This window comes from Archangium violaceum, assembly GCF_016887565.1.
GTDB classification, from domain to species: domain Bacteria; phylum Myxococcota; class Myxococcia; order Myxococcales; family Myxococcaceae; genus Archangium; species Archangium violaceum_B.
In genome coordinates, this window is sequence record NZ_CP069396.1 from 10,929,752 (window position 1) to 10,949,220 (window position 19,469).

Genomic DNA, 19,469 nt, shown 5'->3' on the forward strand with positions numbered 1-19,469 from the left:
CTTCCATCCGAGGTCGCCGCGCCAACGCGGCGGCTCGGCTCACGGGCAATACGGGCACGACACCGTCGCCTCGAGCGAATCGTAGACGAGGCAGTTCTGGTCCGCGGCGCTGTTGTTCTTCTGCTGGCATCGGTAGTTCCACACGGATGCGCACTGCGTGTAGACCTGAGCATCGCCGGTGGGCCCCTGGTAGGTGGACGTGCACACGCCGGAGCCGCCCGAGCTTCCACCCGGGACGGTGCAGCTGTTGGGATCGGTGCTGCTCGAGCAGTTGAAGCCGGAACAGGTGGTGCCGCTGCCCATCCACTTGCCCGAACAGCTGGAGGCCCCCGAGCGCTGCTCGCAGAGCACACGGTTCAGGTTCGACGCGTAGTAGGCGCACGCGCCGGAGCCGCCGCCGGACGAGCCCGTTCCTCCCGAGGGCGTTCCCCAGCTCCACTCGGGCGTCCTCGGCTCCGAGTAGGTATCTTGGGAGGACGTGCCGTCCGGAAAGCCGACGTCCTCACACGTGTCGCCCGCGAAGTAGCCGCAGTAGTCCCAGTCCTCGCACCAGAAGTCGCGGCACTGGTCCTCGCTGTCCTCCGAGCAGAAGTACACGTTCGAGCCGTGGACGCACGCGCCCTGCTCGAAGACGCCGCACCCCGGCAGGAGTACGATGCCGACGACCGCGAGGGACACGGCGAGTGCGGATGCGATGACCGGGAGATGGTGGGGTGATTGGCTCATGCGGCGGAATGGTACTCCATCCGGAGCTCAACGCTTCCGAAGCTCGGTCAGCTACGGCGTCTGTCCGCCCGCCCGCGAGAGACTCCAGTCCCAGCCCACGACCGCCCACTCGTCCGTCTCATCCCTGTAGGTGTGGAGGGTCTGGAAGCCGACCCGCTCATGCGCCCGCAGCGAGCGGTGATTGCGGACGGAGACCTCTGTCACGATGAGGTCGAACCGCTGCTGATAGAGCTCGCGGTGCTCGTGGTAGAGCCGCTCGAACAGCCCCCTGCCACGGTGGGCCTTGTCGATGCAGATCTGCCCCATCACGTAGAAGCGGTGCTCCTTCAGGGGCTTGCCCCGGTACTCGAGCCGGTCCAGGAGCTCGAACATGGGCACCAGCACGGGCATCAAGTCACGGCACTCGCGCGGCATCATCAGGGCATAGGCCACGAGCTCATGGCCCTGATGGGCGACGATGCTGGGAGCCAGGGCATGCATCCGCTCCAGCTCCGGCAGCTCGTGCCGCACGGTCACGAAGCCTTGCGAGCGCATCTCCTCCGCCGCCAGCTCCTGCTTCAGGTTCTTCCGCTGCAAGACCAGGATCTGCTCGAGCTCCGCTCGGTGTTGCACGGCGGAGACGCTGTAGGGGCTTTGCATGCCCTGAAGATATACCAAAAAGGCATGCGTCGTCCCCGTCGGGAACTCAGCACTGCATCCAGTGGTCCCGAACACCAACGAACCATCGCGGGAGATGCGCATGCGCCCATTTCGCTCCAGCCCTCTCGGGCAGCCCGGCGTTGGGAAGAATGCAACCTCGGACCGATTTGCCCAGGGGGGAAACACATGCCGTGGAATGACACGGGCCGCGGCCGGCACCCAAACCTAGATTCCGCTTCGCGGCCCTCAGTCATCACCCCGCCAGACACGATGAACTACAATCTCGCGCTCCCGCTCCATCGCAACAGCATCGAGTCCCCGGACAGACTGGCGCTCTCGGCCGATGGCGAAGAGCTGACCTATCGCGAGCTGGCGACACTGGCCCGGCGGGTCGCGTGCGTCCTGGCCACCACGCTCGCTCCTGGTATCCAACATGAGCGGCAATGGCGTGTCGGAATCCTGGCATCGCGCAGCATCGAGGCCTGTATCGGTGTCCTCGGTGCGGCATGGTCTGGCGCGACGTATGTCCCCCTGGGTTCGAGACTTCCGGAAGAGCGGCTGCGGACCGTGCTCTCGCTGTGCCACCTCGATGCCCTGATCACCGACGCCGAAGGCGCACGCCTGTTGTCGGAGCGCGTGCTCGAGGCCTGTCCCAACCTGCTCCTCGTGCCGGATCCGGCCGTCCTGAAGAAGACACCCGCGATGCGCGGCAAGTGGCTCCATGGGCTCCGGGCGTTGCCGGATGCCAGGGCGCTCGATGCCCCCGCCCACGTGTCGGCGGACGATCTGGCCTACATCGAGTTCACCTCGGGAACGACCGGTGTTCCGAAAGGGGTGATGATCTCCGCGGGAGCCGTCCATCACTACCTGACGATGATGATGGACCGCTACCGGTTCACGCCCGAAGACCGTCTCCCCGAGACCTGCGAGCTGAACTTCGACGTCTCGGTCCACGACATGTTCCTGACCTGGGGCGCTGGCGCGTCGCTGCATGTGCTGCCGCGCAACCAGATCATGAACTCGGTCAGATTCATCCGTGACAAGCAATTGACCGTCTGGGTCTCCGTTCCATCGATCATCGGGTTGGCGCAGCGGACACGGGCGCTGCGCCCGGGCGTGCTCCCCAGCCTCCGCTGCTCGATGTTTGGCGGTGAATCCCTGTCGGTGGCCGCCGCGAGGGCGTGGGCGGAAGCGGCGCCCAACAGTGTGATTGACAACCTATACGGGCCGACCGAAGCCACCGTCACCTGCACGGCACTGTGCTACAGCACGCATCCCATCCAGACCCCCGGGCGCGATGTGATCGCGATCGGCATGCCCCTGCCCGGTACGCAAGTGGCGATCGTCGACGAGTCACTGAACTTCCTCGCCCCCGGCCAGGATGGAGAGCTGGCGATTAGCGGGCCACAGCTCGCGCGAGGCTACCTGGGAGAGCCCGAGCTCACGGAGTCCCGGTTTCCGACGATCAATGGCAAACGTTGGTACCTGACGGGCGACCTTGCCCGCCGCGACGAAGCCGGTTGCCTGCATCACCTTGGCCGGGTCGACCATCAGGTCAAGATCCTGGGCCACCGGGTGGAGTTGGAGGAAGTCGAGGCGCACCTGCGCGTCGTCACCCAGGCCGGGTTCGTGGCCGCGCTGGCCTGGCCCATCCAAGGAGCCGCCCAGGGAATCGTCGCTTTCGTCAGCGGCGAGATGCCTCCCGTGCGGGATGTCCTCGCCCGGATGGCGCAGCGGCTGCCGGAGTACATGGTTCCTCATCGCATCGAGCGGCTCTCCGACATGCCGCTCAGCCCGAACGGGAAGGTCGATCGCAAACAACTGCGGGGCCTGCTCGAGGAGGAGAGCCGATGAGCGCCACCCTGACTTCCGGCGCGGCCGTTCCGGCGAAGGCACTGGAGAGCGGGCAATCCGGCATCCGGCGCCTCTTCGCGGTGGAGGCCCAGCCCCGGATCGTCGAGCTCTCGCGGACGACCCTCGGCCGCCTGCTGATCATCCTGGGCTTCGGGACGCTGCTGTCCCTTCAATACTCCTGGCGGTACTGGCTTCCGGTGATGCTCGGCGCCGCCGCATGCGCGTATGTCGCGGAGCATCGGATGAAGCTGGTCGCGTTATCGACCTTCGCCGTGCTCGCACTCGGTCCCTTGTGGTTCAACTCGCTCGACGCCGTGGGGGGGCTGGCGAAGAACGCGGGCATCGAACATCCGAAGGCCGTTCTCTTCCTGGGGTATGGCGCCACGCTCGCGGTCTTCGGGCTCGCGACCGCGCTGCTAGCGCTCCACCGGCGGTTCATCGACTCGAAGCTCGCGCATTGGCCGGTACTCCTGTTGCTGGGCATTTTCTCGCTCCTCGTGGCGGCCGCGACCGCCACCACGGGCCGTGTCGAAGGAATCGCGTTGTGGGCGCTGGCCATGACGCTGGGGGCCTACTTCTGGTTCATCTGCTACGCGCTACGCGACCAGGGCTCCAGGAAACCGGTCTCCGTGGTCGAGCACCTCGGACTGTTCCGGCCGTTCTGGGGCTCGACCAGCGTTTCCTTTGGAAAGGGCGCGGCCTATCTGGCGAGATTCGAGGCCAGGACCGCCGAGGAGCTGGCGGTGACCCAGCTCAAGGGCCTCAAGCTGCTGCTCTGGGCGCGCGTGCTCCTGTACGCCCGGGAGGCATGGAGCACCCTTGTCCACCAGGAGCTGGGTATTCCCTGGTTCGCCGAGGCCATCGCCTGGCTCACCGGGGGAAGGAGCTTCAGTCCATGGACCGGCTGGGCGAGCCTGGTGCTCTCCAGCGTCGACCTCGCCCTGGGGATGGCGATCTTCAGCCATACGATCATCGGCTCGGCCCGGATCGCGGGATTCCGGCTGCCGCGGAACATGTGGCGTCCCCTGGAGGCACGCTCGCTCGCGGAGTTCTGGAACCGGTATTACTTCTACTTCAAGGAGTTGCTGGCCGACTTCTTCTTCTATCCGACCTTCCTGCGGTGCTTCAAACGTCACCCCCGGTTGCGGATGTTCTTCGCCACCTTCATGGCCGCCGGAGTGGGCAACGCGCTCTTCCACTTCATGCGGGAGATCGACGAGGTCATCAAACACGGCTGGTATGGCGCGGTGGCCGGATACCAGAGCTACCTGTTCTATTGTCTGGTTCTGGCGCTGGGGGTGGGGATTTCACAGAGCCGCCAGAGGAAGAGTCGACCCGGCGGTTCGTTCGTCAGGCATTGGGTGCTTCCTTGCACCGGAGTCTGGCTCTTCTTCCTGGTTCTGTATGTCTTCGGACATGAAGACAGAACGCTCTCCCTGTCGGAACGCTTCAGATTCCTGTTCTTCATTTGTGGAGGGGCGACATGAGCGGTGATGCGAAACAGAAAATCCGGGGCTTCATCGCCGGACTGCTGGAGGGGCATGCCGGCAACACGGACTTCTCGGACTCCGAATCGCTGTTCCAGAGCGGACGACTGGACTCGATGTCGGCCGTGGAGCTGGTGACGTTCCTCGAAACGGAGTTCGGAATCGATTTCGCCTACGTCGACTTCGACATCGCGATGTTCGATTCGGTCGATTTGATCGAAGGATTCGTCGCCCCGATGCCGCGTCCAGCGGCGGGAGGCATGTCGGCCAGGCGTTGAGGGGGAGCGACGCGGAGACGCTACGCGCCGATTGCCGCGCCGGGATTCAGCCGCTGAAGGAGAGGACGCCGCGAGTCGAGGGCGGCCTCATCACCACGCTCGGCTAGACAGGCCCTTCTGCCGTGCCTAGTCGTCCTGGGTGAGGTACTTCAGCAGTTCGTCCTCGTCCTTGGAGATCATCCGTTCGAAGCCATCGGTCCGGGCGTGGCGTTGGATCTGCATCAGTCCCACGTTGCTGCGCACGAGCACGCCGACCTTCCGGAAGCCGCCGGTCCAGCGAGGGCGGTGGTGGCGCTCCATGACGGCTTCGAACTCGGGATCGTTCCGGCCGGGGCCAGCCCGGAGATCGGCGAGCAGTGCGTACCGCGAGCGCCCCAGTGCATCCAGGGCGGCACCGAGCCGCGCGAAGATGCCGTCGAGCTCCTCGAGTGAGGCGAAGGGTGTGCTGCTGCGAACGGTGCGGACGATGCTCCTCCGCTCGTCGACGAGGACGGTGAAGTACGCGTCCTGGAAGACCTGCTTGTCTGTCATGGGGCTTGCTCCGGTTACGTGGACAGTAGGGTTCACCGTAGCTCGCGCTCACGGAGCGAGGCCTGGACGAAGGCATCGAGGAAGCCCAGGTGCCGGTGATCGGCATTCAGCGGGAGCACGAGCGCGGTCCGCTCGCACCTCGAACAGACGACCCGCAACTCGTCGAGGAAGGTGCCCCACCACTGCCCGGCGGCCTGGAAACGTTCCTTCTGGGTCTGTGTGTGCATGGTGGGCTCGAACACTCCCCCTGCCCTCAATCCATCCAGCGCCGGAGCCCGTGCGGAGTGGCATCGCAGAGCGGACTATACTGAGTCCTCCCTGGAATGCACCAGCCAGTCCATTCACAATCGAAGACGGCGATGCGGCATGCTCGGACTCCGAGAATCTTGGGAAGGTCTTCACAGGCCGCACGGCCAGGGAGAGTGCTTGCCGGGGTTGACGCGGCTGTGTTCTTTTGAGTGCCCGGCGGACCGGGACAATGCACCGCCGCGATGGGCAAGGAGAGCAAGAGCCATGCTGATACTCCCCGGCGGTCGCGTCATTCGCGTGCCAAGCGCCACGATTCCGTTCGAGCTCTTCGGGATGAAGATCTCCGTCACCACCACGGGAGGCGGCGCGAAGGTCAGCGTCAAGCTCGATGATGTCGGCAAATACATCGCGCGAGAGTACCTCGGCCGGATCTTCCCAACTTCGGCGTTGACCGATCTGATCAATTCCTATCTGGATATCAAATTCAAATGCAACGCCTCGCTCAGCTATAATTTCAAGAAGCCCAAGCGGGAAGGGGTGGGCGGTCTGCTATCCACCATGGTGAACAACGGCCTGGGGGAACTCCAGGACGCGATGTGGGGAGAGTATACGGGAGCCCAGCTGGAGATCTGGAACACGAAGGATGACCTGACTGGCGGCGTGCGTCCGTGGCGGCCGACCGATCCGATCCGGACCTGTGCGATGAAGCTCGTCGGTACGTTGGCCATCACGCCCAAGACCGGATGGGTGCCCTTCAACGGCCAGCTCAAGATCCTCTACTCGGCCGTTTACGAAGAGTACATCGACCGCATCGAGATTCACCTCGCCGATATCTCGATCGCCGGCGGCCTCAAGTTCAGCCCTGACTGGAGCATACCGTTCACCCGGCCCACGACGGTACTGGAGGGCCAGGATCCCTTCGCCCTCCAGTATCCCACGAGCGGTACGATGGCCCTGCCCTCACGTCCTCCGCAGAAGCGCCGCGGCGATGACATCCAATCCGCCATTCCAGTGAAAGGCAGCGTCAAGCTCAAGCAGGTGTCGCTGAAGGAAGAGCTCAACGCCGCCACGTTCACCTACAATCGCCGAACCGGCACCTATGGCTTCTCCAGCATCGGTGAGCAGCAGTTCCGGGTCCTGGTGTCGCTCGTGCTGCTGTTCTTCTTCCACTTCACGTGCTCGTACACGAATCTCTCCAAGGATCGTGAGTGGTAGGGGCCACCGGAAGGCAGCGAGGCCCCGCTCAGAAGCTCAGGATGGGGGGCGGGAAGCCCACCGCCGCTCCCCGCACCAGGCTCGGCGAGCCGGCTGAGGGCATTTCCCCTCCCTTCGGTGGGGGCGATGTCGCGGCGTGGCTTGGTACTCCCCATCCGTTGCGGTTCTGACTGCAACGCTGACTCGTCCTGAGGAGGTCCGACCATGGCTACCCTGCAAGTGGGCGCGAGCCTGAACCGATGGTGCGCTCGAGCCGTTTCGTTGTTCGCCGCCGTATCGATGTGGGTCTCATTCAGTGCCGCCGCCCAGACGCCGATGCGCGACGTCCTGCTGGTCGGCAACAACTGGGACGGGACCGCCGACGTCATTGACGTGCAGACCTACCAGCGGCTTCGCCGCATCAACGTGGTTCCGGACCATGGCGAGCGGATGACGGAAATCATGCTCGACCCCGCGCGCCTGACGTACTTCCTGCTCATCCGCGAGCAAGTGGGCGAGGGCCACGATCAGTTCGTGGATGACATGTTCGCCTCGAAGGACGGGCAGGTCATCTACGTCTCGCGACCCAGCTTCGCGGACGTCGTTGCCATCAATCTGAGCACCGGCAAGATCCGCTGGCGGACGCGGGTCGACGGTCAGCGCGCCGACCACATGGCCATCTCGCCGGATGGTACCCGGCTCGCCGTCTCGGCCTCGACGGCGAACCGCGTGAACATCATCGACACCGCCACGGGGAACATCGTCGGCTCCTTCTCCGCGGGGGACAGCCCGCACGAGAACAACTACTCCCGCGACGGCAGCAAGATCTTCAATGCCAGCATCGGCTTCGTCTACACGCCGTTCGATACCCCAGAGATGGACGGCACCAAGGGTAATCGCATCTTCCAGATCGTCGATGCGAACACGCTGCAGGTCCTCAAGAGGCTGAACATGCGCCAGAAGCTTGCCGCGATCGGGATGCCCGACATGAGCGCGGCGGTCCGGCCGATGGCGCTGTCCCCCGACGAGCGGTTCCTCTACTTCCAGGTGTCGTTCTTCCACGGTTTCGTGGAGTACGACCTGGAGGAGGATCGCGTGACGCGGCTTGCCCACCTGCCGGTCTCCGAGGAGGCCCAAGCGCTGCGCCGCGACCAGTACATCCTCGACTCCGCCCACCACGGACTCGCGATGAGCGGCGATGGGACCAAGCTCTGCGTGGCGGGAACGATGTCCAACTACGCGGCGATCGTCTCACGCGAGACGCTCCGCTACCGCATCCACCCGCTCGGCGCGCGGACCTACTGGGCGACGAGCAGCACCGACGGAAACTACTGCTATGTCTCGGTGGCTGGCGACGACACCGTGTCGGTCATCTCCTACGCGACCGAGCAGGAGGTGGCCCGCATCCCCGTCGGCGACCACCCGCAGCGTGCGCGCACCGCGAAACTCGCGGCGTCGCTCTTCCCCTGAAGAACTGGCAGAAGAGGGCCCGGACCGGTGAGTGGTCGGGTAGGCCAGGGAGGTCACCCTCCCCGGCCCCCCACGGGTCGACCCTGTGCAATGGGAGCGAGCCGCGGCAGGGCAACTGCGACTCCTGGGTGACCGGGTATGAGCAGGCGGGCGCCTACGTCATCACGGCCACGAGCGCCGACGGCCAGCGCGCCGCGCGGCAATCCGTCTCGGTGGACGATGGCAAGTGCCACGTCCAGTCCCAGAGCGTGACGCTCACCCTTCCGGACTGAGCCACCGCCGCCCCTTCTTCCGTCTCGGTGAACTCGAACTTCACGTCGAGCCCTCCTTCGCGAAGAAGGCCGCTGCTTTTTTCAGGAAGTCGCGCTCCATCTGCAGCTGGGGTTATCCTTGGACACTACCTCTCGTGTAGCCGACTTATTGGGTGTGTCCACAAAATCGGGGCAGGCTCATCCGCCGCCGGGTCTGATCAAAAGGTCACACCACCCCTTCCGCGGAGCTGATGCAAGGGGGCACGAGGAGTCATGCTGCTCCCCCCGGAGGAACGACCATGAGGGCAGCGGATCAGGCGAGCCCGCGCGGAAACGTGATGCTCCCGGTGCGCATCCTGGGCACGGCCAGCGTGCTCCCGGAACGAGTGGTGACCACGGCGGAGCTGGCACGGGAAGTGGGGCGAGATCCCGAGGCGCTGGAGCAGAAGACCGGGATTCGCACCCGCCGCTGGGCCCCACCCGGCACGCGCATGGCTGACCTGGGCGCCCAGGCCCTCCGCCTCGCCCTGGAGCAGGCCGGGCTGGCCGCGACCGAACTCCGCCGCATCCTCTTCGTCTCCTCGTCCGGCGGAGACACCCTCGTGCCCGCCACCGCGAACCGGGTGGCCGCTGCGCTCGGGCTGTCCGGCTCGTGTGACGCGTTCGACCTCAACAACGCCTGCATGGGCTTCCTGTCCGCCTTCGATGTCGCCGCGCGCTCGGTGGCGACCGGACTGGGTCCCGTCGGCATCGTCACGGTGGAGTACAACTCGAGGGCCATCTCCCCCACCGAGCCGCGCCCCTATCTCATCTTCGGGGACGTAGCCTCGGCTGTGGTGCTGGGGCCCGGGCCATGGCCCGGTGAGGGAGTCCTCGCGGCGGCGTTCGGGAACGATGGCAGCCAGCCGCCCGATACAGTGCTCGAACATCCCCTGCGCACCGGGCGCGTGGAGGGTGTCCGGTTCCACACCGTCCCCCGCGACATGCTCCGCGTGGTCTTCGAGGCCCTGGACCGCGCCACCTCCCAGGTGTTGGAGCGCTCTGGCTTCCAGCTCGGTGACATCGAGTGGGTGCTGCCACACCAGCCCAACGGCACCATGCTCCTCGGCATCATCGAGCGGTATGCCATCGAGCCGGCCAGGGTCGTGCCGGTGGTGGAGGAGATCGGCAGCGTGGCGGCGGCCTCCATCCCCTTCAGCCTCGATCGCCTCCTGCGCACCCGCCCCGTGCGCCCGGGTGACCGGCTCCTCATGCTCGGCGTGGGAGCCGGAATCTCCTACGGGGCCATCCTCTACCAGGTGGGTGGATGAAACGTGATGGGAGCACCCTCCGAACGGCCTGGCTGGCCACTTTCGGGCTGCTGCGTAGGTACCACCGCTACCGGATCCTGGGCCTGGAGACCCTGCTCGAGCCGGGCACCCGGCTCATCGTCGCCTACCACGGCCGTCCCCTGGCGTTCGACCAGTGCATGCTCACCACCGTCCTCCACGAGCGGCTGGGCTACCTGCCCCATGGCATCATCCATGAAGCCTTCGACCAGCATCCTGCGCTCCGCTGGCTGAAGGAGGGCCTCGGCTTCGTCACGCGGGACGGGCCAGAGCTGGCAGCGGCGGTGGCGCGCGGCGAGCACATCCTCGTCCAGCCGGGAGGGACGCGCGAGGGCTGCCGGAGCTTCCGTCACCGCTACCGGGTGGATTGGGGCGAGCGGCTGGGCTACCTGCGCCTGGCCATCCGCTACGGCCTGCCCATCGTCCCCGTCGCCGGGCATGGGATGGACGACGCCTTCATCGGGCTCAACGATGGATACCAGCTCGGCCGTCGGCTCGGCGCGCCCTGGGGGCTGCCGGTCTGGTTGGGTCTCGGCGCCACCGGGCTCTGGCCCCTCTCGCTCCCGCTCCCGGTGCGGATGACCCAGTGCGTGGGCCAGCCCATCCACCAGCACCTCGGCGGGCGGGTCGACCCCAATGACCGCGCGGCGCTGATGGAGCTGCATCGAGAGGTGGGCGGAGCGGTCCAGTCCCTGCTGAACCGTGCACGCACGATGGGAGATGACACATGAGTCAGGAGCAGTGGGCCATCATCCTGGGCGCCTCTTCGGGGACGGGCGCCGCCATCGCCCACCAGGTGGCCAGGCAGCCCGGACTGCACGTCTTCGGCATGCACCGGGGCCGCTACCTCGAACAGGCCGCCGAGGTGGAGCGCCAGGTGCTCGCCACCGGCAGACGCATGCTGATGGTCCGCGCGGATGCCGGCACTCCAGAGGGAGCGGCGCAGGGAACCGAGACCCTGCTCGCCACCGCGGGACCCCGCTCCATCAAGCTCTTCGTCCATTCGCTCGCCAGTGGCTCGGTGGGGCGCTTCGTCTCCGACGGGAAGAATCAGCTCCACCCCCGCCAGCTCGCGCGCACCTTCGAGGCCATGGCCCACTCCTTCGTCTACTGGGCCCAGGCCCTGGTAGCGAAGGATCTCCTCGCGCCTTCTGCCCGGCTGCTGGGACTGACCAACCCGCTCACCGAATCCCTCCTGCACAACTGCGGTGCCATCACCGCGGCCAAGGCCGCGCTGGAAATCTACGTGCGCCATCTGGCTCTGGAGCTCGGCCCCCTGGGGCACCGCGTGAATCTGCTCAAGTTCGGGACGGTGATGACGCCCGCCATCCGCCACGTCTATGCCCCGGACGTCCTGGCCCGGCTGGAAGAGGCCCACTGCCAGATGAATCCGGCCGGACGCATGTGCACCCTCGAGGAGGTGGCCCGCTTCGTCTCCACGCTCGTGGGGGACGAGACGGAGTGGTTCAACGGGGCCACCATCGACTTCACCGGCGGAATGACGCTGCGTCTTCTCGACCTCCTGCTCAACGAGCGCAGGTGACCGGCTCCTCCGGCCGCATCCGGAAGGAGAGACAGAAGTAGAAGCGGCTGAGCTGCTCCTCGACGATATCCACCGCCGCCGGAGGCAGCAGCTCCCGCGGGCAGTGGGGCTCCCGCGTGTAGAAGGTGAGCAGCCGGAAGGCCACCCTGTCTCGGAGGGAGCGCGCCCCCGCGTCGAGCTGCTCGTCCACCACCACCAGGGGAGTGCCAGGACGAGCCACCCGCGCCATCTCCGCGAGCGCACGCCCCGGATTCCGGTAGCCGTTGATCCCACCGATCTCGAACACCCGGTCGAAGGTATGGTCCGCGAACGGCAGGGCATGGGCATCCGCCAGGAGCAGGCGCACGCCCCAGTGGCCCTCCCGAGCCAGGCGCTCGCGGCAACAACCGAGCATGCCTGTACTGAGATCCACCCCCCACACCTCCACCTCGAGCCCGGGGGGCAAGGCCCGGGTGAGGAGCGGAAGATTGGCGCCGGCGCCGATCCCCACCTCCAGGATGCGCAAGGGCTGCCCCCGAGGTCGCGGCACCAGGGCGTCCAGCTCGAACCGGGACACATAGCGCTCGCGGAGCTCCGCCTCCGAGCGGCCCTGCAGCAGGGGTGTCAGGAGGGTGGTGAGCGGATCATGCAGCGAAGGGAGCCCGTCGTAGATGGCGCGCAGGAGGCGATCCTTTCCACGAACCTCCTGCTCCCGGAACAGCCGGGGCAGGCCCTCCACCACCGGCCAGCAGGAGCCGCACCCCGAGCAGAACAGCCAGCCCTCCTCGAGCAGCCCTCCGCTCGCCCTCCCCTCCCGCGCGAGCTTCCCCAGGCAGGCGGGACAGGCCAGCACCTCGACGTCACCCACCGGCACCGTACAGGTCATCGGGCCAGCTCGGCCTCGACTCGGGTCAGATCATCGGCGGCCTCGAGCTCAGCGAAGAGCTCCCGCGCACGCAGCAACTGGGCGCGCCGGGCCGGAGCCTCGCGGGGAAGATGGCGCCCCAGCTCGAAGCGACCGCGGCCTTCCTCGTAGGGCATCCCCAGTGCCACGGCGCGCTGAACGCAGCGCCTCCAGGCGCGGTGCGCGGCCTCGGAACGCCCGGAGAGCCAGGCCTCGAGCCCGTTGCACAGCAGAGCGAACGGCTGTCCGAAGGGGAAGGCGCGGGCGAACGCCCTCATGGCCTTGCAGGCCTCACGCGCCGCACGCACCAGTTCCTCCTGGCCCGGCGGAGTCCCGCCACCCCGCTGCGCCCAGACCGTCAGGTAGACCTCGGCCACCTGACTCACCCCGGTGTGCATCCAGTACGCCACCGGTCGCATGCCCCGCAGCAGGTCCAGGCCCCGCTTCGCCACCTCGAGTGCTTGTGCTTCCTGGCCTCGCCGCAGCAGTGCCAGGGCCAGCACCCCCTGCATCACCACCTTCTCCGAGACACCAGCGTGGGCTTCCATCCAGGGCAGCTCCACATCCAGCTCCTGGAGCGGCTCCTCGGAGCGGCCGAGGCGGACCAGGGCACCCGCCCGAACCAGCACACCCCAGAGCCGCGTCTGCATGGCGCCCCTCCGCCGCGCGGAAGCCTCCAGCTCATCCGCAAGCTGGATGCAGCGCCGGAAACGCCCCTGGTACTGCACCGCCATCGACATCACCACGCGGCTCTCCTCCGACTGCCGGAAGTCCCGGGCCTCATCCGCGAGCCGCCGGGCCCGTTCCACCCACACCTCCACCTCTCTCCACCGGGCCGGCCCGATCCCGCAGACGGCGCTGCGCACCAGGGTGAAGGCGAGGTCGGCGGGGGTCCCCACGCGCTCGGCCATCTGCACGGCGCGCGCGCACCAGGACTCGACCACCGGACGCAGCACCGGCAGGCTGCTCAACACCGTCGCCATGGAGATGTAACCCCGTGCCAGGCACGGCGACGGACCATTGGGCTCCAGGACGTTGAGCATCCGAAAACCCGACCAGAGGAGGTGGTCCGGCTCCTGGAGGTAGAAGAAGAGCTCGCATATCCGCACCATCAGGTGCCCCGCCTCGCGGCGCTTCAGACGCTCCTCGCTCGACTTCACCGTGAATGCCCAGGGGGTGGCGAACTGGAGGACCCGCTCGAGCACCTGAAGGGGGAAACCCAGCCGCCAGCCCCTCTGGCTCCGAGGGAGCGGCCAGCCCAGATGCCGCAGGGCACGCTCAGCATGGACGCGGCATTGCTGCAGGTCTCCGACGAGGAACCAGGTCTCCGCCAACCTCCCCTCGAGCTGACCGAGCCGCAGGGCCCCCTCCCCCCTGGACCCGGCGAAGGCGAGGGCTCGCTGGAAGTACGGGATGGCCACCGCGCAGGCATACACGGACATGGCCTGCTCGCCCGCCAGCTCGGAGTAGTGCGCCTCGCGGGTCTCGTCACCCGCCTGCCCCCAATGGTGGGCGAGCGCGGCCACCCACTCCGCCGCGTCCCGGTGCACCGCGCTGATCACCTCCGCGGCCTTACGGTGCAGCGCGCGCGTGAGCTCCGGGGAGAGGCTGTCCACCAGACCTTCCCGCAGCTTGTCATGCGCGAAGCGCCATCGGTTTCCGGTCACCTCGAGCACTGCGGCGTCGGCGCACTCGCCCAGCCAGGCCGGCAGATCCACCGAGGGTTCGGCCGCACGCAGCAGGTCCTCGTGAATGTCCCGCCCGATGATGGCTGCCAGTTGGAGCAGTTCGCGCGCGCCGGGTGGGACCTTTCCGAGCCGCCGCTGGACGATGGAGCGCATCCCGCCGACGAAGGCCCTGTCGGGCAGGGGCTCGTGGCCAATGCGGTTCAACATCCCGCTCTGCTCCGCCAGGGCGCGGATCACCTCGACGAGGAAGAAGGGATTACCCTCCGTCTCCCGCTCGAGCAGGGAGAGCACGCGGGGCGACTGCCCGCCCGGCCCCACCATGGACTCACTCAGCGCCGCTATCTCCGCGGACGAGAGCCGCGGCAGCTTCAGCACCTGGATCGAGGGCAACTCCCGGAGCAGCGTGGGCCGCTCGTCATCCCGGTAGCTGGCCAGCAGGAGCAGCCGCGCCTTCGGGGCCGAGCTGGCGAGCCGGGACAGCAAGGACAGGGTGGCACTGTCCGCCCACTGGAGATCCTCCAGGATGATCACCGTGGGATGGGGCAGCCGACTGAAGATCTCCTCTACCGTGGCGAGCAGGCGATGGTGGGCCACTTCCGCACTGAGGGGCTCGGGCTCGGGAACCTCGCGCTGGAGCAGCGCGCCGATGTCCGGCACGAGCGGCTTGAAGATGCTGGCCTCCCGCCCCTCGAGGACGGAGAGGAGGGCCAGTTGCCGCAACACCTCCCGCCAGGGCTGATAGGGATTGCCTCCTCGGTTGATGGCCTGCCCGCGCAGGACCGGCACGCCCCGGACCAGCGCCAGGATGCGGAACTCGGCCAGCAAGCGGGACTTGCCCACGCCGCTCTCTCCGGCTACCAACCACGCACTCCCCCGGTGCTCCCCCTCCGCGGCGTCGAGCGCCTGCCCCAACCGCGACAGCTCATGCTGCCGTCCGATGAAGCGAGCCGCTTGCAGGAAACTCTCCCGGGTGGCGACCGTCTCCACGGGGAGAGCCTGCCCCACGGATTCACAGAGCGCGGCAATCGCCACCTCGGCGCTCTGGAACCGGTCATGCGGTGCGAACGCCAGCAGCTTGCGGAGGAACCTCGCCAACTCCGGCTCGAGCGCATCAACAGCATCCGAATCCTGGTGGAGAGTCATCTCGAGCGCCGCCTCGAATTCCTGCGTGAGAGAATGAGCTGCGAACCAGGCGAGGTCCGACTCGAGGCTCCCATCGTCCACTTCACGGGGGAGCCCTCGCCGTTCGTCCGGATGCCTTCCCAAGAAGAGCTCATGGGCGATCACCCCGACGGCATAGAGATCCGACAGCACGGAGGGAGGCTCCCCCCGGAGGAGCTCTGGAGCGAGGTAACCCCGTGTTCCCGAGCGCAACGAGCGGGCCCGCTGTTCCGGGCCAATCGCCAACCCGAAGTCGAGCAGTTTGACCTGCCCATCGACCACCAGGACATTGCCGGGCTTGAGGTCGCGGTGGATGATGCCGCGCCTGTGCAGGTAGAGGAGCGCTTGGAGCATCTGGTTCAGCAGCTCCGCCTGCACCTTCCTCGGCAGTTCCCAGGCCGCTTCGGTGATGGTCTGGGCGCCCTCGAGGAACTCCAGGACCAGATAGGGCCGCCGCTGACCGTCGAAGCCATAGTCCAGCACGCTGATGATGTTCGGATGCCTCAACGAGGCGAGGAGCTCGAACTCGCGCGCCAGTTGAAGGGCTCGTCTGTACGGACCTGGATGGAGCTGCTTGAGGGCCACCAGACCGCCGAGCCGATCCCTCGCCAGATAGACGGACCCGAATCCACCGTGTCCCAGCTCCATGAGCAGCCGATACCGGTTGCCCACCTCGAGGGGCCGAGGAATGGACGGAGGGCCCCATTTCTCATTCCCCGCGGAAGGCGAATCCAACGGCACGGCGTGTCCAGCCATCTCGGTCTTCCCTCAACCCAAACTCCCTCTCAATGAATTGACGGAGAACGGACTCGATTCCTGCCGAGTCCGCCGGGCTGAAAGGTGCCATCCCCTACGTTCAGTGCTCTGACTGCGTACGAGGAGGCGGCGTCACTCACAAAAAACGATCTCGTGTCCCTCCCTATTGAGAGGTGACTTGATGAACTTGACGAGATTCACCCGAGCACGCCGTCCGTCACGAGAGAGACTCCACAGGACGAATGTGAGCGAGTTGCTGCTGGCCCATGCGAAGTCACTGGCCGCACTGAATCACTCCGATCTATCAGGTCTTGGCCCCTCGTTGCTGTTGCAACTGTTGCGCTCGAGCCAGACCCGGCCATGCCAGCCAGGAGAACGGCTCTGCGAGGTGGGAGAGAAGCTCTCCGGTTTCTGGGTGGTGCTGGATGGGCTGCTGGAGCTGCGGTCTCGCTCCGGAACCAGGATCGCCACCCTGGGAAGAAGCTCCGTCTTCGGAGTGGAGGAGAGCCTGGAAGAGGCCACGGCGCCTCTGTCCCTATATGGCGGATCGCCAGACGGGGCGCAGGTGCTCTTCGTCAGGTGTGAGGACGCCCATCACCTGTTCGCGCAAGCCATCCCCCGATGTGCCGCCCTGGGGGAGCGTCTCCAGGTCGCCCTCGCCGAGCATCCCGAGCAGTTCGATGTGCTCCGGCTGACCGGCCCGAGGGGGTTGAACCTCCCGGCGCTGACGGAGCTCCTGGCAAGAACCATCGCCGCCGATTTCGGGGACAGGGTCCTGCTGGTGAGAAAGGGCAACCGCCGGGGTCTCACGCCCAGGGGGAACACGCGCCCAGGTCTGCTCCAGGTCTGGATGGTGGATGAGCGCCTGCCCTTCGATCCCAGCGCCTTCGACTACATCTTCGCCGACGAGGACTCCGCCCAGCTCCTCGCGCGCCATCCAGCGGCCCACCCACTCACCATCCAACTCACCCGCGAGCTGCCGTCACGGTCCGAGCGGGACAACGGGCAGGACACCCTCGTCACCATGCTCATGCCGATGTCCCAGAGACCCTTGCATGCCGGGCTGGAGGGAGCGTACAGCCCAGAAGAGCTGCTGCTGCATCAGCGCGGCTGCTGGCTGCATCTTCCGAACGAGGTCCTCCAAGGGAGCGACACCGATCCGGATGAGCTCGAGGGCCAGGCGCGGGAGGAGCTCTCCCGGTGGGCCCGGGCGGTCACCCACCGCCGCGTGGGCCTCGGCCTGAGTGGAGGAGGAGCCTGGGGTTTCTACCACTATGTCATCCTCGAAGAGCTGACGCGCAGGAAGGTCCCCATCGACGTCATCACCGGCAGCAGCATCGGCTCGGTGATGGGGGCGTACTACAGCGTGCGCGGAGCAGCCGGGCTGCGGCTCTTCCGGGAGCGGTGCACGCAAGGGCAGGTCAGCCTGCTCGTGCTCCTCAACATCCTCACCACCCTGCCCATCGAGTACCTCCTCGAGAAGGATCTGGGCCCGGTCCAGTTGGATCAACTGCCGGTGCGCCTGCACCCGGTGGCCACGGACATCACCTCCGGCAAGGCCATGGCCTTCACCCGGGGGCCGGTGTCCCTGGCGGTCCGCGCCAGCAGCTCCGCACCCGGCATGTGGGGACCCACCCTCCTGCCGCCACGGCACTTCGTGGACGGAGGCACCGCGGACAATCTACCTGCCCTGTGGCTCCCCTACTTCGGAGCGGATCTGACCTTCTCCTGTAATTGCTACCCGGCGCAGATCCGCCGCTACCGTCAGCTCATCCCCGGCCCCATCGGACGATTCATCAAGGGGATCAATCCCATGGGCCGATGGCAGGATCTGCTCTCCAGCGGGAGCCAGATGCTCCATGCGAACGGTGGGCTCGGGGCCAGGATGAGCACCAGTGCCTACCAGATCTCGCCGCACGAATCCTCCCCGCTCCGGGCCACCGAGTTCCTCAGACCGGATGAGTTCATCCAGCAGGCCCAGAGGGATGAAGCACTGCTCGCGAAGGTCGAGGAGTTCGCGGCGCACTGGGAGGCACTTCGCAGTACCCACGGTCAGGTCCGCGGGGCTGACTCCCGGCCCTCGGTTTCTTGAGAAGAACGAGGTGAGGTGTGTTGTTGGAAGAGCAGATGGAAAGGACGATGTGATGTTTGGAGAGAGCGGATTCGATGCTGCGATGGAGCGTGTAGCCTTGCAAAAGAATGGAGACAAGTCACTCAAGGCCATTCTCAATAACGACGACCTCAAGAAGCTCCGCCAGGACTTCAAGGAGCAGACCCTGCTAGACAGCGCACGCACGGGAATCGGGCAGAAGCTCCCGGACTCGATGGGGTTCATCAACACCCTCGAGGAGCAATTCTACAAGCCGGCGAACCAGAGCCAGGAGCAGTACAGGGAGCTCGCACGCCAACGCGAATCCCAGCTCATCACCCTCTTCCTGGTCTACGCCCGAGGCCAGGGCTTCTTCCTGGGCATCCACTTCTACTGGGGCCTGATGATGGGCTTGAGTCTTTCGGATGTCGCCAGGCAGGTCCTGCTCGCTGGCATGTATGGCGGCATCCAGGTCCTCAATGCCGGGCAGATGACCCTGGAGCGCACGCTCCTCTATTTGAAGAGGATGGTGGATGACGGGAAGACCACCACGCTCGACATCCTGAGTGGAATCACCACGGAGCTCCCCACCCCACTGCCTGCACCCCGTTAGCGCGAGGACGAAGCCGCGGAGAGCACCTCCGCCGGCTTCATCTAGAAGGGTGCAGGTGTCTGGGAGGAGAACAGTTCCGCCTCCCGGGCAAGCTCGCGGAGGCGGTCCTTGATGCGCTGGAACTGCTGGCGTAGGACGGCGGCCCTGCGGTTGAGATCCACAGGCGATAGCTGCTCGTCCGGAGTGGCCAGGGTCCGCGCCACGTCGAGCCAGGACATCCGGCGATCCAACCGGAGCATCAGGATGGTCTGCTCATGCGGGGTGAGCTGCTCACGGAGCGCCCGGAAACGGGCCTTGACCGTGGTCTGGAGCCAGGGGCTCGTCTGACTCCGCTCGGGTTGCACCTCCTTTTGGAAGGCGCCATGGCTCACCGGCTCCTCCCGGCCAGCCGACGAGGCGGCCATGCGATAGCCGATGTGCCTCGCCACCTGGTAGGCCCAGGTCCTGAAGGAGCACTCCCAGCGGAAGTCTGGGAGGTCGAGCAGCAGGCGCTCACTGAAGGCACCGTAAGCATCCCTCGCCAGCTCCCGGTCGTGCAGGATCGAGCCGAGCAACCGCAGGAACTCCGGCCCATGGCCTTCCAGGGCAATCTTGACGGCCTGCTCGGTGTCTCCGCGCTGGCAGCACTCACGGATCCGCTGCTCCAAGGCCTGACGTGCGCTCGGGTCCATGCCGCCCCTCCAGGCAAGGTGGGGATGTCCCCCCAGGGAGATTTAGACATCTCCGTGC

The 19,469-nt window shown here is 66.6% G+C and carries 18 protein-coding genes; 10 read left to right on the forward strand and 8 right to left on the reverse strand.

Annotated features, from left to right (window positions below):
* Positions 1-39: 39 nt before the first annotated feature.
* Positions 40-726: a hypothetical protein gene (locus JRI60_RS43470; RefSeq protein ID WP_204221949.1), complete on the reverse strand. Its 687-nt coding sequence runs from the start codon at positions 724-726 to the stop codon at positions 40-42.
* A gap of 51 nt (positions 727-777) precedes the next feature.
* Positions 778-1,365 carry a GNAT family N-acetyltransferase gene (locus JRI60_RS43475; RefSeq protein WP_204221950.1) on the reverse strand — a complete coding sequence of 196 codons (588 nt, stop codon included), beginning with the start codon at positions 1,363-1,365 and terminating at the stop codon, positions 778-780.
* Positions 1,366-1,635: 270 nt separating this feature from the next.
* On the opposite strand from JRI60_RS43475, the gene JRI60_RS43480 reads away from it, so the two are divergent.
* From JRI60_RS43480 to JRI60_RS43490, 3 genes are read left to right on the forward strand one after another with little or no spacing between them, the layout of a single operon-like run.
* A complete protein-coding gene (locus JRI60_RS43480) occupies positions 1,636-3,219 on the forward strand; it encodes an amino acid adenylation domain-containing protein (protein WP_204221951.1) in 1,584 nt (527 codons plus the stop codon).
* Complete coding sequence (locus tag JRI60_RS43485) at positions 3,216-4,706, forward strand: hypothetical protein (protein ID WP_204221952.1); 1,491 nt, start codon at positions 3,216-3,218, stop codon at positions 4,704-4,706. Before JRI60_RS43480 ends, JRI60_RS43485 begins: the two co-directional genes overlap by 4 nt.
* Positions 4,703-4,984 carry an acyl carrier protein gene (locus tag JRI60_RS43490; protein WP_204221953.1) on the forward strand — a complete coding sequence of 94 codons (282 nt, stop codon included), beginning with the start codon at positions 4,703-4,705 and terminating at the stop codon, positions 4,982-4,984. The genes JRI60_RS43485 and JRI60_RS43490 overlap by 4 nt, the downstream gene beginning before the upstream one ends.
* Before the next feature lie 126 nt (positions 4,985-5,110).
* Here the strand turns inward: JRI60_RS43490 and JRI60_RS43495 are convergent, their stop codons facing one another.
* A complete protein-coding gene (locus JRI60_RS43495; protein WP_204221954.1) occupies positions 5,111-5,515 on the reverse strand; it encodes a hypothetical protein in 405 nt (134 codons plus the stop codon).
* 32 nt (positions 5,516-5,547) lie between these two features.
* The gene (locus JRI60_RS43500; protein WP_204221955.1) at positions 5,548-5,742 is read right to left on the reverse strand and encodes a hypothetical protein; all 195 of its coding nucleotides are present in this window, start codon (positions 5,740-5,742) and stop codon (positions 5,548-5,550) included.
* Positions 5,743-6,028: 286 nt separating this feature from the next.
* Between JRI60_RS43500 and JRI60_RS43505 the strand changes: the two genes are divergently transcribed.
* Positions 6,029-6,979, forward strand: a complete 951-nt coding sequence (locus JRI60_RS43505) for a hypothetical protein (RefSeq protein ID WP_204221956.1) — start codon at positions 6,029-6,031, stop codon at positions 6,977-6,979.
* 204 nt (positions 6,980-7,183) lie between these two features.
* Positions 7,184-8,428 carry a YncE family protein gene (locus tag JRI60_RS43510; RefSeq protein ID WP_204221957.1) on the forward strand — a complete coding sequence of 415 codons (1,245 nt, stop codon included), beginning with the start codon at positions 7,184-7,186 and terminating at the stop codon, positions 8,426-8,428.
* 154 nt (positions 8,429-8,582) lie between these two features.
* Here the strand turns inward: JRI60_RS43510 and JRI60_RS43515 are convergent, their stop codons facing one another.
* Entirely contained in the window at positions 8,583-8,744 is a 162-nt protein-coding gene (locus JRI60_RS43515; protein ID WP_204221958.1) for a hypothetical protein, read from the reverse strand.
* A gap of 273 nt (positions 8,745-9,017) precedes the next feature.
* Here JRI60_RS43515 and JRI60_RS43520 point away from each other — a divergent pair, with 273 nt between their 5' ends.
* The 3 genes from JRI60_RS43520 to JRI60_RS43530 are packed head-to-tail and all read left to right on the forward strand — an operon-like array spanning position 9,018 to position 11,550.
* Positions 9,018-9,989 (forward strand): 3-oxoacyl-ACP synthase III family protein, encoded by a 972-nt coding sequence (locus tag JRI60_RS43520; RefSeq protein ID WP_204229347.1) that lies wholly within the window; start codon positions 9,018-9,020, stop codon positions 9,987-9,989.
* Entirely contained in the window at positions 9,986-10,738 is a 753-nt protein-coding gene (locus JRI60_RS43525; protein ID WP_204221959.1) for a lysophospholipid acyltransferase family protein, read from the forward strand. The genes JRI60_RS43520 and JRI60_RS43525 overlap by 4 nt, the downstream gene beginning before the upstream one ends.
* Positions 10,735-11,550 carry an SDR family oxidoreductase gene (locus tag JRI60_RS43530; protein WP_204221960.1) on the forward strand — a complete coding sequence of 272 codons (816 nt, stop codon included), beginning with the start codon at positions 10,735-10,737 and terminating at the stop codon, positions 11,548-11,550. The genes JRI60_RS43525 and JRI60_RS43530 overlap by 4 nt, the downstream gene beginning before the upstream one ends.
* Here JRI60_RS43530 and JRI60_RS43535 read toward each other — a convergent pair.
* Both JRI60_RS43535 and JRI60_RS54800 read right to left on the reverse strand, forming a co-directional pair.
* A complete protein-coding gene (locus JRI60_RS43535; RefSeq protein ID WP_204221961.1) occupies positions 11,534-12,415 on the reverse strand; it encodes a methyltransferase domain-containing protein in 882 nt (293 codons plus the stop codon). The two genes, JRI60_RS43530 and JRI60_RS43535, sit on opposite strands and share 17 nt — an antisense overlap.
* Entirely contained in the window at positions 12,412-15,930 is a 3,519-nt protein-coding gene (locus JRI60_RS54800; RefSeq protein ID WP_204221962.1) for a serine/threonine-protein kinase, read from the reverse strand. Before JRI60_RS54800 ends, JRI60_RS43535 begins: the two co-directional genes overlap by 4 nt.
* A 352-nt stretch (positions 15,931-16,282) precedes the next feature.
* On the opposite strand from JRI60_RS54800, the gene JRI60_RS43545 reads away from it, so the two are divergent.
* Together JRI60_RS43545 and JRI60_RS43550 are read left to right on the forward strand one after the other, a co-directional pair.
* Positions 16,283-18,130, forward strand: a complete 1,848-nt coding sequence (locus JRI60_RS43545) for a patatin-like phospholipase family protein (RefSeq protein ID WP_204221963.1) — start codon at positions 16,283-16,285, stop codon at positions 18,128-18,130.
* A 97-nt stretch (positions 18,131-18,227) separates the two neighbouring features.
* A complete protein-coding gene (locus JRI60_RS43550; RefSeq protein ID WP_204221964.1) occupies positions 18,228-18,740 on the forward strand; it encodes a hypothetical protein in 513 nt (170 codons plus the stop codon).
* 41 nt (positions 18,741-18,781) lie between these two features.
* Here the strand turns inward: JRI60_RS43550 and JRI60_RS43555 are convergent, their stop codons facing one another.
* Entirely contained in the window at positions 18,782-19,411 is a 630-nt protein-coding gene (locus JRI60_RS43555; RefSeq protein ID WP_204221965.1) for an RNA polymerase sigma factor, read from the reverse strand.
* Positions 19,412-19,469 lie beyond the last annotated feature (58 nt).